This window comes from Mitsuaria sp. BK037 (assembly GCF_014193045.1).
In the GTDB taxonomy this organism is placed as follows: domain Bacteria; phylum Pseudomonadota; class Gammaproteobacteria; order Burkholderiales; family Burkholderiaceae_C; genus Roseateles.
The window spans coordinates 908,583-922,820 of sequence record NZ_JACHYS010000003.1 but is presented as its reverse complement, the minus strand read 5'-3'; the positions used below and the strand labels follow the sequence as shown (position 1 = coordinate 922,820).

Here is a 14,238-nt window from a genome sequence, read left to right as displayed (position 1 = left end):
TTCAGCCGTCCAGCGGCACGCGCAGCGTGACGAGGCATCCCGGCTCGGCGGCCACCAGGTCCAGCGAGGCACGGTCGCCGTAATGCGTCATCAAGCGCTCGCGCAGGTTGGACAGGGCGATGCCGTTGCCCGCGCGGCGCGACGCGCCCGGCCCCACGCCGTCGTCCCGGACCTCGACGACCAGGAAGCCGGCGCGCAGCGCCGCATCGACCTGGACCGTCCCGCCGTCGATCTTTGGCTCCAGGCCGTGGTGCACCGCGTTCTCCACCAGCGGCTGCAGCAGCATCGGCGGCAGCATCACCGCGCGGGCCTCAGGGGTGGCATGGACCTCGAAGCGCAGCCGGTCCTCCATGCGCGTGCGCAGCACCGTCAGGTAGGCCTCGGCCAGCGCGAGCTCGTCCTCCAGCGGGCCGCTCTCGCGCCGCAGGCCACCGAGCGAGGCCCGCAGATAGGCCGTGAAGGCGCCCAGCATGTCCTTGGCCTTGGCCGCGTCGTAGTCGATCAGCGAGTGGACGTTGGCCAGCGTGTTGAACAGGAAATGCGGCTCGATCTGGCCCTGCAGCAGGCGCAGCTGGGCCTCGGTGGCGCGGCGCTCGGCCTTGAGCTGCCGGTTCTTCGACGCGAACCAGTGATGCAGCACGAAGGTGATGCCCAGCGACAGCACCGAGGTGATGCCGATGACCTTGCCGCCCTGCGCCCAGTCCAGCCGGACCCAGGAGGTGAGCCCCGCGAGCCACATGCCGGGCAGCCAGCCGATCACGGTGCCGAGGATGGGCACGCCGGAGAAGAACAGCGTGCGGCGCCAGTCGCTCCATTGGCGGATGCGGGCGCGACCGCCCAGGCGCGGCGTCAGGATCGCGAAGAGCACCTGGATGACCACGCCGATGGTGAGGCACACCGTCAGGTTCTTCCCGTACCACCATCCCCAGAGGCGCAGGTCGAACCAGTCCACCACCCGGAAGTTCATGACGAACCCCAGCACGGTGAAGCCGGCCGAGAGCGCGGCGCAGAAGACCAGGGTCCAGACCCATTGCATCCAGGCGGGGCCGCTGGGCTGGACATCGTTGCTGATCCAGGCATGCCAGGAGGCACGCAGGCGACGGGCATCGCGCCAGAGCGGTCGGGACGGGGCGGGAGTCATGCGCTGCAGTGTAGGAAGCGGTCGATCGCCGGCCGCCCGGGGAAACGACGGATCGACAGCCCGCCGGATGGATCGACGGCCTGCGGCGCGGAGGGGCCCGCTCGGCGCCCGCGCCCATGCCCCTGACCTTCGGCTGGACATCCGGTCCATGGTGTCCAATAGCCCGCTGATCCGCCTCCCCGGCATTTCGCCCGCATTCCACGGAGACCCGCATGAGCTACATCCTGCTGATCAACGAACCTGTCGGCCAACGCGAGGCGCGCACGCCGGAAGAGGGCCGCGAGGCCTATGCGCGCATGACCGCCTTCGCCGGCCAATTGCAGGCGCAAGGCCTGCTGCAGGCGGCGCAGTCGCTGCAGTCGGTCAACGGCTCGACCCGCGTCGCCAAGCGCGACGGCCGCATGACGACGATCGACGGCCCCTTCGCCGAGGCCAAGGAAATGGTTGGCGGCTTCTTCTGGCTGAACGTGAAGACCCGCGAGGAAGCGCTGGCGATCGCCCGCGAATGCCCGGCCGCCGAATGGTGCACGGTGGAAGTGCGCTCGCTGGTGCCCTGCTACGAGGAATCGAAGGCCTGAGGGCGCGTCGGGACGAACAGCTCGTCCCGGTTTTTCTCGCTGATCGTGTCGAGACCTGTCGAAACCGGCGGGCCTGGGCCGTCGTGCCAGTGTGGACGCCCCGGAAGGACCGGGGCGCCGCCCGCCGGAGGGCACGATGCGACCGCTTCTTCACCCGCTCGGGCTCGACCCCCTCACCCCGCTTCAGGACAAGCACCATGCGCCACAAGCAAATCTTCGTGAACCTGCCCGTCAAGGACGTCGAGCGCAGCAAGCGCTTCTACAGCGCGATGGGTTACGAATTCAACCCGCAGTTCTCCAACGAGCAGGCGCTGTCGATGGTCATCTCGGACGACATCTACGCGATGCTGCTGGTCGAGGAGTTCTTCCAGACCTTCACGCCGCGCAAGATCTCGGACGCGCACACCACGACCGAAGTGCTGACCTGCCTGTCCTGCGAGAGCAAGGCACAGGTGGACGAGCTGATCGCCAAGGCCCGGGCCGCCGGCGGCACCGTGCCGCGCGAGCCGCAGGACATGGGCTTCATGTACTCCCAGGCCTATGCGGACCCGGACGGGCACATCTGGGAGCTGATGTACATGGACATCACGCAGTTCCCCGGCGCCTGAGCCCTGGCGGGCCCGCCCGGGCGGCGACGCCGCTGGCGCCGGTGCCCGCGGTCCGGCGCCCGACCCCACGCGCGGCATGCGGAGCGGCATCCCCGCCGCCCAGGCCGTACGATCGCGCGCATGACCGACGAGACCCATCGCGCGATCACCACCGTCTGGCGGCAGGAGTCCGCCAAGATCATCGGTGCCCTGTCACGGCTGACCCGCGACGTGTCGCTGGCGGAGGAGCTGGCGCAGGACGCGCTGGTGGCCGCGCTGGAGACCTGGCCGAGGCAGGGCCTGCCCGACAAGCCGGCGGCCTGGCTGATGACCACCGCCAAACACCGGGCGCTGGACCGGCTGCGCCATGTGAAGCTCAGCGGCGACAAGCTCGAGCAGCTGGGGCATGAGCTCGATGCGCGCGAGGCGATGATCGTGCCGGACTTCGTCGACGACCTGGACGACGAGCGCGCCGCGCGGGAGATCGGCGACGACGTGCTGCGGCTGATGTTCTGCGCCTGCCACCCGGTGCTGGGGCTGGAGGCGCGGGTGGCGCTGACGCTGAAGATGGTGGCCGGCCTGACGACCGGCGAGATCGCCCGCGCCTACCTGCAGTCGGAGCCGACGGTGGCGCAGCGGCTGGTCCGCGCCAAGCGCACGCTGGGCGAGGCGAACGTGCCCTTCGAGCTGCCGCGCGGTGAGGCCCTGACCGGCCGCCTGGCGGCGGTGCTGGAGGTGCTCTACCTGATCTTCAACGAGGGCTACGCCGCCACCAGCGGCGAGCGCTGGATCCGTCAGGATCTGTGCGACGAGGCGCTGCGGCTGGCGCGGATGCTGGTGCGGCTGGCGCCGCGCGAGGGCGAGGTCCACGGGCTGCTGGCGCTGATGGAACTGCAGGCTTCGCGGGCCTCGGCGCGCGTCGATGCGCAGGGGCAGCCGGTGCTGCTGCTGGAGCAGGACCGGTCGACCTGGGACCAGGGATCGATCGAGCGGGGGCTGGCGGCGCTGGCCACCGCCGAGCGGCTCCCCGCCGAGCCCGGGGGCGACGTGGGTGACAACGCGGGTGCCGGCGAGGGTCCGGGGCCGTACGCGCTGCAGGCGGCGATCGCGGCCTGCCACGCGCGGGCACGGCGCGCCGAGGACACCGACTGGCCGCGCATCGCGGCCCTCTACGAGGTGCTGGCGATCCGGCAGCCTTCGCCGGTGGTGGAGCTGAACCGCGCGGTGGCGCTGTCGATGGCCTTCGGGCCGGCGGTCGGTCTGGAGATCGTCGACCAGCTGATGGAGGAGCCGGCGCTGAAGCAGTACCCCTGGCTGCCGAGCGTGCGTGCCGACCTGCTCGCCAGGCTGGGACGCAATGCCGAGGCGAAAGAGGAATTCGAGCGCGCCGCCGCGATGACCGCCAATGCGCGGGAACGGGAGCTGCTGCTCAGGCGGGCGAGAGAGCAGGGGCACTGAGGGCCCCGCAGCTCAGAACACGCGCACACCGACACGCTCCGCCGCGGCGATCAAGCCCCGATCCTTGGTCGCGATCGACGCGCCCGTGGCCAGCGCCAGGTCCAGATACAGCAGGTCAAAGCCTTGCACATGGCGCTTGACCGCGGCGTCCACATGCTCGAGCAAGAGCGTGATCTGGGGATGCAGGACCACGCGATAGGACTCGATCATGGCCGCGTAGTCCTGGACGGTCCCCGGCGGCCAGCCCCCTGATCGACTCCGCTTGAGCAGCGAGTGAGCGCATTCGGCGTGGAACACATACGGCGCGATGCCCAGCGCGACGTTCGCGTCAACAACCACCGCAACCATGGCGCATCTCCATCAGCGCACCCTGCAGCTCACCCGCACGCGGCGGATAGTTCAGGACATCGGGATTGCGGGCGTAGATCGCGATCAATCGTTCGGGCAGGTCGAACGGTCGGGCATCCTCCCCTGGCGCGACGACCCGCTTCCGGGAGCGGCAGTCGATCAGCGATTGAACGTAGTCGAGTCGTCGTCGACCGGCATCGGTCAACGGACCCGGAATGGAAGGAAACCTCGGATCTCCCATCGGGGCGATCCGTCCCGACGATCCGGCAGCATGGGCATCAGTCATGAAACCTCCTGGCAGGCAAGGTGCGAAAGAGGTTTCCATTCTTGGCACCGATCGAACCGGTCGACCTTCACCCACGGCGCGTTTTCGGCGAAACCGCCACGCAGGTTCTTGTGTATTTGCGCCGACGCCGTCGCCCGACGGCCTCGATGAGCACGGTCCTTCCGGCCGATTCAATCCGGCGCGTCGCCTTCGCCTTCGCTCTCGTCGGTGAGGCGCACGCCGGCGCCCTGACGCTCGCGCTTGGCGGCGTACATCGCGGCATCACTGCGCGCCATCAGCGTCTCCAGCGTATCGCCCTCCTGCCGCTGCGCGGCCCCGATGCTGATGCTCACGCGCAGGCCGTCCGACACCGCGTTCCAGTCGTGCCGGCGCACCGCCTCGTCCAGCCGGCGACAGGCCTGCTGCGCGACCTCCTCGGTCGCGCCGCGCAGCAGCAGCACGAACTCGTCGCCGGCCAGGCGCGCCGCGACGTCGTGCTCCCGCACATGCTGGCGCATCAGCCGCGCGATCTGACTCAGCACCTGGTCCCCGACCAGGTGCGAGTGCTGGTCGTTCACCTGCTTGAAGTGGTCGACGTCGATCAAGGCCAGGCTCACCACGCCGCCGGCCGCGAGCTGCGCCCGCGCGTGATCCTCGAAGCTGCGGCGGTTGGCGAGCTCCGTCAGCGGATCCTCCATCGACAGCTTCTCCAGCCGCTGCGCCTCGCTGGCGAGTTGCACGCGGTCGCGCTCGCTGCGGCGCGCGTCGAGCTGCCATTGCACCGTCGACTCGCGACTCGCAAGGCTGGCGATCCGCACCCGCGCTTCGCGCTCGCGCAGCGCGCGCAGGCGCTGCAGCGCGCGTTGCGGCTGCCCCTGCTGTTCCTCGATCTGGCTGGCGATCAGCTCGCCCAGCTGCGCCAGGGGCTCGTGCTGGACCAGGTCGGCCTCGGTCACCAGCTGCGCCGCGGCCCGACGCGCCTGCGGCCACAGCCGCCGCGCCCAGGCCAGCTCGGCCTGCACCCAGCCCGCCAGCGAGGCGAGCCAATGCCGCTCCTGCGCCGGCAACTGCGCCAAGGCCAGCTGCAGTTCCGGCTGCGCGAACGCCGAGGCGCCCTTCCAGATCTGCGCCATCGTCTGCATCAGCGTCCACCAGCACTGTGCTTCGGCATCGCCTTCGGCCAGCAGATGCCGCGCGTTGATCAGGTGCCCTTCGAGCGGCCCCAGCGGCGGCAACTGCCCCCGCTGTTCCCGCTCGCCCGCGTAGGCCAGCAGCGAGCCCATCGCCAGCCACAGGCAGGCCGTCAGCGGACTGCGCCTGGGCTTGCTGGCGTTGGCGGCGTCGGCCGCCTGGCGCAGCACCTCGGCCGCCTTGTCGAAGTTGCGGGCCCACACGTGGCAGGCCCCGAGGTCCTCCAGCGCCAGCACCAGCGCCGCGCCGTCGCCGCGCAGCTGCGCGAGCCGCAGCCCCAGCAGCGCCGCCTCGATCGCCTCCTCGTGATGCCCGGCCAGCGACGCGCTGTGCGCCAGCACCGACAGCGCCCCGGCCTCGCCGGACGCGTCGCCTTGCTGCCGGAACAGCCGGGCCGCCAGTTCGCTGCGTCCCCGGGCCTCGCCCGGTCGATGCAGCGCGCGATCACAGCGCGCCAGGTGCAGCAGCGCCTGGGCCTGCTGCGCCTCGTCCGCCTGCTCGAGCGCCAGCAGCAGCCACTCCTCGCCGAGCGGTTGCGCCGCGGCGACATCGCCGGCGGCGAGCACGGCGCGGGCTTGCTGGGACAGCGCGGACGGCGGGTCCAGGACGGGATCGGAACGCAAGGCGGTTCAGGAGGTGGGTACCGAGGAGGCAGAGGATAGCGGCAACAGCCGCGGCGCCAGCAGCTCGGCCAGCCATTGCATGAAGGCCTGCACCCGCCGCGGCAACTGGCGCCGGTGCGCGTAGAGCAGGTGCACCGGCATCGGCGCGGGCCGGAAGCGGGGCAGCACCTCCACCAGACGGCCGTCCAGCACCTCCGCCTCGATCCCGTGGCGCGGCACCTGCGTGAGGCCCAGCCCCGCCAGGCAGGCCGCCGCGTAGGAGCCGGAATCGCTCACCGTCAGCGCACCGGTCATCGGCACGAAGTGCGTCGCGCCGGCGTCGTCGCACCATTCGAAGCCGGGGCAGCGCTGACCCAGCGTCGTCACGTACTGGACCAGCCGATGGCGCGCCAGGTCCTCGAGGGACTCGGGCATGCCGAACTCGGCGATGTAGGCGGCGCTGGCCAGGTTGGCCATCGCCAGCGCGCCCAGCGGCCGGGCCACCAGGGTGGAATCGCCGAGCGGCCCCACGCGCAGCACGCAGTCGAAACCCTCGCGCACGAGGTCGACGCGGCGGTCGGTGCTGCTGAGCTCGACCTCCAGCCCCGGATGCGCCGCGAGGAACTCCGGCAATCGCGGGACGACGAGGTCCTGGGCGATCCGCATCGGCATGTCCACCCGCAGCCGGCCGCGCAGGCCGCTGGCGGCCGGCTGGAACATGGTCTGCATGTCGTCGAGGTCGGCCAGCAGGTCCTTGCAGCGCTCGTAGCAGGCCTGCCCGTCCTGCGTCAGCTGCACGCGCCGCGTCGTGCGGTGGAAGAGCCGCGTGCCCAGGCTGGCCTCGAGCCGCTGCACGGCCGTGGACGCGCTGGCCTTGGGCAGGCCCAGACTCTGCGCGGCCTGGGTGAAGCTGGCCAGTTCCGCGACCCGGACGAAGACCTGGAGCGTCTCGATCGAAGGCGGCGGGGAGGCCGGCAAGCGGAGGGGAGCGTCGCTCATTTGTTCGTCTCGCATGAACGGTCAAATCGGTTCAGGACGATTTATACGCCAGCCATCGATCAATAAAGTTCCTGCATCCGATTCACCGACCCCAGCAGGAGCTCACCATGACGGCGACCACCGCTTCCACTTCCGCCTCCATTTCCGCTTCCACCTCCACCCCGACCCGCATCGCGCTGATCACCGGCGGCAGCCGCGGATTGGGCCGCAACGCCGCCGTGCATCTCGCCCGCCGCGGCATCGACAGCATCGTGACCTACCGCAGCCAGCAGGCCGAGGCGCAGGCGGTCATCGACGAGATCCGCCAGCTGGGCGGCCGCGCGGCGGCCTTGCCGCTCGACGTGGGCGACAGCGGCAGCTTCCCGGCCTTCGCCCAGGCGCTGAAGCAGACGCTCCAGCAGCATTGGCAGCGCGAGCGCTTCGACCACCTGGTCAACAACGCCGGCATGGGCGTGCATGCGCCGCTGGCCGACACCACCGAGGCCCAGTTCGACGAACTGATGCGCGTGCACCTGAAGGGCCCGTTCTTCCTGACGCAGGCGCTGCTGCCGCTGATGAACGACGGCGGCAGCGTGCTCAACGTGTCCAGCGGCCTGGCGCGCTTCGCGATGCCCGGCTACGGCGCGTACGCGACGATGAAGGGCGGCGTCGAGGTGATGACGCGTTACATGGCCAAGGAGTTCGGCGCGCGTGGCATCCGCGTGAACACGCTCGCGCCCGGCGCGATCGAGACCGACTTCGGCGGCGGCACGGTGCGCGACAACGCACAGGTCAACGCCCTTGTCGCGTCGGTCACCGCGCTGGGCCGCGTCGGCTTGCCGGATGACATCGGACCGGTCGTCGCCTCGCTGCTGTCGGACGACAACCGCTGGGTCAACGCGCAGCGCGTGGAAGCGTCGGGCGGCATGTTTGTCTGATCGGTCTCACCCCGCGCGCGCATACGGGGCCTGCGGCTCCTGCGCGCGCTGCACCACCTCTCCGAGGCAGTCGGGATAGCGACGCTGCAGATGTTTCAGTCCCGCCTGCCGACTGGCCTTGTAGTCCAGGGTTTCCTGGAGGAATTGCAGGCGGGCCCGGTTCTCGTCGATCAACTGCGCCCAGGTCACGACGTGGACGGAATAGTTGAACGGGCTGCGCAAATGCAGCTCTTCCTGCAGCCTCGCGCGGTTCCGCGAGCCTTCTTCGATGTCCCGCCCCACCAGCCAGAACGACCACTTGACTTTCACAGACAGGAATCGTTCGTCGCCCGTGACGTCCAGCGCGTAGTCGGAGATCTGGTTGATCTCCCTGCGCCCGATCGCGACACGCGGCGCCTTCAACTCGACGACGAGGTGCTCCAGCGTCGACGGTTGGTGCCGCCTGGTCGCACGGGAGAACATGAGGTCGATGATCGAGCGCTTGTCGCCGACCGCCTCGATGGGCTCATCGATCGCGACATTGCGTCCCAGCAGTTCCCGGTGCTTGCGCAGCACCTCCGTCAATGATCGGTTGTCCACTGAAAGCGCGAACTCGTCGCCGAACAGCCAGGGGTTGCGCGCGACGATGCGGTGCAGTTCCCCACGCTCCTTGACGTGCGGTCGCAGCACTTCATCGAACAGGAGCGTCTCCAGCCCGTCGAGCAGCTGAAGGCGCTGGGTCACCACATGGGATTCGCGGATCACCGAGGACAAGGACACGTCCTTCAGCAGTTCCGCCATCCTCTGGCGGTCCTCCGCCGGCAGGTTGAGCACCTCGGTCAACAGCGCCTGGAGTTCCTCGGGACCGCATTCGACGGCCTGCCGGAGCACCCGGAACTGCAGGGCCACCGCCTCCGGCGCCAGGGTGCGAAACACCGGATGAAAGCGCGACAGGTGCCACGCAACCTGGTCGAACAGCTGTCGTTCCAACAGTTCGACCGGCGTCTCCGGATCGCGGGAGAACGGATAGAGGCCCTGCGCCTGCCAGGCCTCGACCGGCGGTCGATCGGGCTCGCGCTGGGGAGTGTTCGTCATGACTGCACCTCGCTGGAGGAGAAGCCCCGGAGCGGGGCGAGGCAGTCACTCTAGGCAGCGCGTCGACCCGCGGCACTCCTGCATTCGCGATGGACATCGCGGCGATTCCAACTGCTTGGAGGCGCGCGATGCCCGATCGGAGTCGTCGCGCGGGTCGGGCGGGCGCCCGGGCCCGGCGTCAATGCCCGCCGCCCAGATAGGCCGCCTTCACCGCCGGATCGGTGCGGAGCTTCTCCGCCGGACCGTGCAGCGAGATGCGCCCGTTCTCCAGCACGTAACCGTAGTCGGCCACCGCCAGCGCGGCCGCGGCGAACTGCTCCACCAGCAGCATCGTCACGCCTTCCCCCTTCAGCCGCTCGATGATGCGGAACACCTCGTCCACCAGGATCGGCGCCAGCCCCATCGAGGGCTCGTCCAGCAGCACGACCTCGGGGTTGAGCATGGTGGCGCGCGCCATTGCCAGCATCTGCTGCTCGCCGCCCGAGAGCGTGCCCGCGAGCTGCTGGCGCCGCTCCTTCAGGCGCGGGAAGAGCTCCATCGCCTTCTCCAGGTCGGCGTCGACATCGCCCTTCGGACGCGCGCCCGTGTAGCGCGGGAACGCGCCCAGGCGCAGGTTGTCGGTGACGCTCATCGTGGCGAACACGCGCCGTCCCTCCGGCGAATGCGCCAGCCCCAGCCGCGCGATGTGGTACGACTCCAGGCCGTCGATGCGCTTGCCGTTGAGCGTGATCTGCCCGGCGCTGGGCGCGATCATCCCGGACACCGCCCGCATCGTCGTCGTCTTGCCGGCCCCGTTGGAGCCGATCAGCGTCACCACCCGTCCCTTGGGCACCTCCACCGAGATGCCGTGCAGCACTTCGACCTTGCCGTAGCCGGCATGCAGTTGATCGATCTTGAGCATGTCTGTTCCGCTCCGCGCTCAGGCCGGCTGGCCGCCGAGGTAGGCCTCGATCACCTTGGGATCGGCCTGCACCTGCGCCGGCCTGCCCTCGGCGATCTTCTGGCCGAAGTCCAGCACCGACACCACGTCGCAGATGCCCATCACCACATCCATGTGGTGCTCGATCAGGATCACCGTGATGCCGTGGTCGCGGATCTTGCCGATGATGCGCATCAGCTCCTTGATGTCCGGCGCCGTCAGGCCGGCCGCGGGTTCGTCCAGCAGCAGGAGCTTCGGGTCCAGCGCCAGCGCCCGCGCGATCTCCAGCAGCCGCTGCTTGCCGTAGGGCAGGTTGCGCGCCTCCTCGAAGGCCAGCTCGCCCAGTCCGACGAACTCCAGCAGGCCCAGCGCCCGGGCCCGGGCCTGGGCGTCCTCCGCGTTGTAGCGCGGCGAGTGCAGCGCCACCTGCACCAGGTTGCTGCCGAAGCTGTGATGCAGCGCCACCATCACGTTGTGCAGCGCGCTCATCTCGCCGAACAGCTGCACGTTCTGGAAGGTCCGCGCGATGCCCGACAGCGCGATGTCGGCCGAGGTGCGCCCCACCAGCGAGCGGTCGACGAAGCGCAGCTCGCCCGCCGTCGGCACGTAGATGCCGGTCAGCACATTCATCATCGTGCTCTTGCCAGAGCCGTTCGGGCCGATCAGGCCGTGGATCGTGCCGCGGCGCACCTGCAGGTCGACGTTGTTGAGCGCCTTCAGGCCGCCGAACTGCATCAGCACGCCCCGCGCGTCGATCAGCAGCTCGTCCGCGCCGCCGGCCCGCGCGATGGCGTCCGCGGGTTTCTCGGCCACCGGGCCGCCCTCGCCCACCGGCCTGGCCTTGATGTGCAGCGCGCCGCGCACGAAGCCGACGATGCCGTCCTGCAGGTAGTAGACGACGAACAGCGTGATGAGCCCGAAGATCGACAGGCGCCAGTCGGTCATCGTCTCCAGCACGAAGGACAGCCCCGCCAGCGCGATGCTGCCCACCACCGGCACCGCCGCCTGCAAGCCGCCGACCTTGCCGCGGCGCAGCGCCACGACGGTCACCGCCACCACCAGCAGCGCAAAGGCCACCGACACGTAGCGGAACAGCTGCAGGTCGTCGAGCAGCTTGGGCAGCAGCACGATGATCGCGGCGCCCAGCAGCGCGCCGGTGCGGGTCTTGCGGCCGCCCATGATGATGGCCAGCAGAAACATCACCGTCAGTTCGAAGTTGTAGGTGTTGGGCGAGATGTACTGCTCGGAGTAGGCGTACAGCGCGCCGGCCAGGCCCGCCAGCCCGGCGCTGACCACGAAGGCGTAGACCTTGTAGCGGTAGACCGAGACGCCCATGCAGTCCGACGCCACCGGGCTGCCGCGCAGCGCCTCGAACGCGCGGCCCAGGTGCGAGCGCAGCACGCGATGCACGAACACCAGCGACGCCAGCAGCATCACCGCGACCAGCCAGTAGAACTCCGTCTCGTCGAGCTGGTGGCCCAGCAGCTTGGGCTTGGTGAGCGTGATGCCCATGGGCCCGTTGGTCAGGAAGTCCATCTCGTTGATCAGGATCTGGATGATGGTGCCGAAGGCCAGGGTCACCATCGCCAGGTAGGGCCCGGTCACGCGCAGCGCCGGCAGCGCCAGCAGCGCGCCGAAGGCGGCCGTCACGCCGACCGCCAGCGGCAGCGTCACCAGGATCCAGAGCCCGAACTTGGTGATCAGCACGCCGGCGGTGTAGGCGCCGATGCCGAACAGCCCGGCATGGCCCAGCGAGACCTGCCCGGTGTAGCCGACCACGATGTCCAGGCCGAACAGCACGATCGCGTAGATCATGATGGTCTCGACCAGGTGGATGTAGTACGGGTTGCCCGACACCAGCGGGAACGCGAACAGCGCCACGATGGCCACGGCGCCCGCGACGAATTTCTTCGGATTGATCTTGGTCGTCATGGGGGCTCAGACCTTCTTGATCGCGGTCTTGCCGAACAGGCCGGCCGGCTTGAGCGCCAGCACGATCAGCAGCAGCACCAGGCCCGGCACGTCCTTGTAGCCGGTGGACAGGTAGAAGCCGGTGGTCGTCTCGGCGATGCCCAGGATGATCCCACCGACGATGATGCCCATGCCCGAGGTCAGCCCGCCGATGATCGCCACCGCGAAGGCCTTCAGGCCGAGCACCGCGCCCATCGTGGCGCCCGTGAGCGTGAGCGGCGCGATCAGCACCCCGGCGAAGGCCGCCGTCAGCGACGACAGCGCGTACGAGAAGGTGATCACCAGACCCGTGTTGATGCCCATCAGCTTGGCGGCGTCGCGGTCGTTGAAGGTCGCCACGACCGCGCGGCCGTAGATCGAGCGCCGGTTGAAGAGCTCGACCGCCAGCATCATCAGCAGCGCGCCCACCACGACCAGGATCTCCATCGGCAGCACGTTGGCGCCGAGCAGCTTGATCGGCGCCTCCGGCAGCGGCGACGGGAACTTCAGGTCGTCGCGGCCCCAGACGTTCTCGGCCACGTTCTTGAAGATGATGCCCAGCGCGATGGTGGACATGATCCAGCCGAACTCCGACTTGATCTTGATGGCGGGACGCACGCCGATGCGCTCGACGAAGGCGCCCTGCAGCGCGCCGAACAGGCACACCAGCGGGATCATCAGCCAGTAGTTCACGCCGTGCCCGACCAGCGTCAGGCCCACGAGCGCGCCCAGCATCAGCGCGTCCCCCTGGCCGAAGTTGAGGGTGTCGGAGGTGGAGAAGGTCAGCTGGTAGCCGAAGGCGATGACCGCGTAGATCATGCCGAGCGCGATGCCGCTGAACACCAGTTGGGTCAGGATCTGCATACGGAGTCCGGGACGTCAGGGAAGAAAAAACGGCCGCACCGGGCGGCCGTTTCGTGGGGTCACTTCTTCTGGGTCAAGGCGCCCTTGGCGTTGACGTCCTTGACCTTGACCTCGGAGGCCGCCTTGAAGTCGGCCTCGTAGGCATAGACCACGCGCTGGCCCTTCACCTCGCCGAACACCGGGATGTTGGCGGTGATGGCCTCGTGGTCGGTCTTGGTGAACGGCTTGTTGTAGGTCGTGACGACGCCCTCGACGGGGGCCTTCAGGTCCTCGAGCGCAGCCTTGACCTTGGGGCCTTCGGTGCTGCCGGCCTGCTTGATCGCCGCGGCCAGCAGGTAGATCGAGTCGTAGCCCTGCGCGGCCGAGACCGGCGAATCGATGCGGCTGTTCTTCGGGTTGAACGTCTTGAGGTAGTTGACGATGAAGGACTGGCGCTTGGGCGTGGTCGGTTCCTGGATGAAGGTCTGCGGCATGCGCGCGCCTTCGCCGCCGGGGCCGGCGTTGTCGATGTAGTTGGCCATCGACAGCGTCCAGCTGCCCACCATCGGCACCTTCCAGCCAAGCTTGGTCATGCCGTTGGCGATCTGCGCCAGCTCGGGGCCGATGCCGTAGGTCAGGATGGCCTCGGCGCCGGCCTCCTTGGCCTTGAGCAGCTGGGCCGTCATGTCGACGTCCTTGATGTTGAACTTCTCGACGGCGACGGGCTTGATGCCCTTGAGCTCGAGCGCCTTCTCCAGGTCGGCGCGGCCGAGCTGGCCGTAGTTGGTGGAGTCGGCCAGGATGGCGACCTTCTTGAAGCCGCGGCGGGTGATGGCCTCCTCGACGATCATCGGCGCCTGGATCGAGTCGTGGGCGGCGTTGCGGAAGACGTAGTTCTCGGGCTGGTCCTTGAACTGCTGGGTGATCACCGAGCCGGTGGCCACGTTGTTCATCACCGGGATCTTGGCGTCCTGGTAGAAGCGCTGCGCGGCGAGCGCGACACCGGTGTTGATGAAGCCGACGGTGGCGACGACCTTCTCGCGGTTGATGAGTTCCTGGGCGATCTGGACGCCGCGTTCGTTCTTGGCCTCGTCGTCGCGCTCGACGAGCTGGATCTGGCGGCCCAAGACCCCGCCGTTCTTGTTGATTTCCTGGGCTGCCAATCGCACACCGTCGCGCATGCTGACGCCCATCGACGACGAACCGCCGGTGAAGGGGCCGGAGACGCCGATCTTGATCGGGTCGGCCGCGAGGGCGGCGAAGCTGGCGGCGGCCAGGGCGGTAGCGGTGATCCAACGCGCGCTGAACATCATGTTTGTCTCCGAATGGTCTGGTCCATGAGGGGTCGGAACGCCAACCCTCGAGC

At 69.2% G+C, this 14,238-nt stretch carries 14 protein-coding genes; 4 read left to right on the top strand and 10 right to left on the bottom strand.

Translation table 11 applies throughout. From position 1 onward, the window contains the following. Position 1 precedes the first annotated feature (1 nt). Entirely contained in the window at positions 2 to 1,141 is a 1,140-nt protein-coding gene (locus tag FHT37_RS20805; RefSeq protein WP_255489867.1) for a sensor histidine kinase, read from the bottom strand. Positions 1,142 to 1,353: 212 nt separating this feature from the next. On the opposite strand from FHT37_RS20805, the gene FHT37_RS20800 reads away from it, so the two are divergent. The 3 genes from FHT37_RS20800 (at position 1,354) to FHT37_RS20790 (ending at position 3,764) form a co-directional block, all read left to right on the top strand. Then, positions 1,354 to 1,719: a YciI family protein gene (locus tag FHT37_RS20800; RefSeq protein WP_091730979.1), complete on the top strand. Its 366-nt coding sequence runs from the start codon at positions 1,354 to 1,356 to the stop codon at positions 1,717 to 1,719. A 197-nt stretch (positions 1,720 to 1,916) separates the two neighbouring features. After that, entirely contained in the window at positions 1,917 to 2,327 is a 411-nt protein-coding gene (locus FHT37_RS20795; RefSeq protein ID WP_091730975.1) for a VOC family protein, read from the top strand. Positions 2,328 to 2,447: 120 nt separating this feature from the next. Continuing rightward, on the top strand, positions 2,448 to 3,764 hold the full coding sequence (locus tag FHT37_RS20790) for an RNA polymerase sigma factor (RefSeq protein ID WP_091730971.1): 1,317 nt from the start codon (positions 2,448 to 2,450) through the stop codon (positions 3,762 to 3,764). A gap of 12 nt (positions 3,765 to 3,776) precedes the next feature. On the opposite strand, the gene FHT37_RS20785 is transcribed toward FHT37_RS20790, so the two are convergent. The 4 genes from FHT37_RS20785 to FHT37_RS20770 form a co-directional block, all read right to left on the bottom strand. Further along, positions 3,777 to 4,112: a hypothetical protein gene (locus FHT37_RS20785; RefSeq protein ID WP_183484030.1), complete on the bottom strand. Its 336-nt coding sequence runs from the start codon at positions 4,110 to 4,112 to the stop codon at positions 3,777 to 3,779. Then, the gene (locus tag FHT37_RS20780; RefSeq protein ID WP_147240851.1) at positions 4,093 to 4,398 is read right to left on the bottom strand and encodes a hypothetical protein; all 306 of its coding nucleotides are present in this window, start codon (positions 4,396 to 4,398) and stop codon (positions 4,093 to 4,095) included. The genes FHT37_RS20785 and FHT37_RS20780 overlap by 20 nt, the downstream gene beginning before the upstream one ends. Positions 4,399 to 4,568: 170 nt before the next feature. Continuing rightward, complete coding sequence (locus FHT37_RS20775; protein ID WP_091730962.1) at positions 4,569 to 6,191, bottom strand: GGDEF domain-containing protein; 1,623 nt, start codon at positions 6,189 to 6,191, stop codon at positions 4,569 to 4,571. A gap of 6 nt (positions 6,192 to 6,197) precedes the next feature. Further along, positions 6,198 to 7,169, bottom strand: a complete 972-nt coding sequence (locus FHT37_RS20770) for a LysR family transcriptional regulator (protein WP_091730959.1) — start codon at positions 7,167 to 7,169, stop codon at positions 6,198 to 6,200. Positions 7,170 to 7,276: 107 nt separating this feature from the next. Here FHT37_RS20770 and FHT37_RS20765 point away from each other — a divergent pair, with 107 nt between their 5' ends. Then, positions 7,277 to 8,086, top strand: coding sequence for an SDR family NAD(P)-dependent oxidoreductase (locus FHT37_RS20765; protein ID WP_183484029.1), 810 nt, complete (start codon positions 7,277 to 7,279; stop codon positions 8,084 to 8,086). Positions 8,087 to 8,092: 6 nt separating this feature from the next. Here the strand turns inward: FHT37_RS20765 and FHT37_RS20760 are convergent, their stop codons facing one another. From FHT37_RS20760 to FHT37_RS20740, 5 genes are all read right to left on the bottom strand, one after another. After that, a complete protein-coding gene (locus FHT37_RS20760) occupies positions 8,093 to 9,160 on the bottom strand; it encodes a hypothetical protein (protein ID WP_091730950.1) in 1,068 nt (355 codons plus the stop codon). 178 nt (positions 9,161 to 9,338) lie between these two features. Further along, positions 9,339 to 10,061 carry an ABC transporter ATP-binding protein gene (locus FHT37_RS20755; protein ID WP_091730946.1) on the bottom strand — a complete coding sequence of 241 codons (723 nt, stop codon included), beginning with the start codon at positions 10,059 to 10,061 and terminating at the stop codon, positions 9,339 to 9,341. Positions 10,062 to 10,079: 18 nt separating this feature from the next. Then, positions 10,080 to 12,011 carry an ABC transporter permease subunit gene (locus FHT37_RS20750; RefSeq protein WP_183484025.1) on the bottom strand — a complete coding sequence of 644 codons (1,932 nt, stop codon included), beginning with the start codon at positions 12,009 to 12,011 and terminating at the stop codon, positions 10,080 to 10,082. A 6-nt stretch (positions 12,012 to 12,017) separates the two neighbouring features. Then, positions 12,018 to 12,893, bottom strand: a complete 876-nt coding sequence (locus tag FHT37_RS20745) for a branched-chain amino acid ABC transporter permease (protein WP_091730939.1) — start codon at positions 12,891 to 12,893, stop codon at positions 12,018 to 12,020. Between the two features lie 59 nt (positions 12,894 to 12,952). Further along, positions 12,953 to 14,185 carry an ABC transporter substrate-binding protein gene (locus FHT37_RS20740; protein ID WP_091730935.1) on the bottom strand — a complete coding sequence of 411 codons (1,233 nt, stop codon included), beginning with the start codon at positions 14,183 to 14,185 and terminating at the stop codon, positions 12,953 to 12,955. Between the last annotated feature and the right edge of the window lie 53 nt (positions 14,186 to 14,238).

Excerpts from the sequence above, each read along its gene's own strand:
- FHT37_RS20805 (WP_255489867.1), bottom strand. The coding sequence starts at position 1,141 with ATGACTCCCGCCCCGTCCCGACCGCTCTGGCGCGATGCCCGTCGCCTG.
- FHT37_RS20800 (WP_091730979.1), top strand. The coding sequence starts at position 1,354 with ATGAGCTACATCCTGCTGATCAACGAACCTGTCGGCCAACGCGAGGCG.
- FHT37_RS20795 (WP_091730975.1), top strand. The coding sequence starts at position 1,917 with ATGCGCCACAAGCAAATCTTCGTGAACCTGCCCGTCAAGGACGTCGAG.
- FHT37_RS20790 (WP_091730971.1), top strand. The coding sequence starts at position 2,448 with ATGACCGACGAGACCCATCGCGCGATCACCACCGTCTGGCGGCAGGAG.
- FHT37_RS20785 (WP_183484030.1), bottom strand. The coding sequence starts at position 4,112 with ATGGTTGCGGTGGTTGTTGACGCGAACGTCGCGCTGGGCATCGCGCCG.
- FHT37_RS20780 (WP_147240851.1), bottom strand. The coding sequence starts at position 4,398 with ATGACTGATGCCCATGCTGCCGGATCGTCGGGACGGATCGCCCCGATG.
- FHT37_RS20770 (WP_091730959.1), bottom strand. The coding sequence starts at position 7,169 with ATGAGCGACGCTCCCCTCCGCTTGCCGGCCTCCCCGCCGCCTTCGATC.
- FHT37_RS20765 (WP_183484029.1), top strand. The coding sequence starts at position 7,277 with ATGACGGCGACCACCGCTTCCACTTCCGCCTCCATTTCCGCTTCCACC.
- FHT37_RS20760 (WP_091730950.1), bottom strand. The coding sequence starts at position 9,160 with ATGACGAACACTCCCCAGCGCGAGCCCGATCGACCGCCGGTCGAGGCC.
- FHT37_RS20755 (WP_091730946.1), bottom strand. The coding sequence starts at position 10,061 with ATGCTCAAGATCGATCAACTGCATGCCGGCTACGGCAAGGTCGAAGTG.
- FHT37_RS20750 (WP_183484025.1), bottom strand. The coding sequence starts at position 12,011 with ATGACGACCAAGATCAATCCGAAGAAATTCGTCGCGGGCGCCGTGGCC.
- FHT37_RS20745 (WP_091730939.1), bottom strand. The coding sequence starts at position 12,893 with ATGCAGATCCTGACCCAACTGGTGTTCAGCGGCATCGCGCTCGGCATG.
- FHT37_RS20740 (WP_091730935.1), bottom strand. The coding sequence starts at position 14,185 with ATGATGTTCAGCGCGCGTTGGATCACCGCTACCGCCCTGGCCGCCGCC.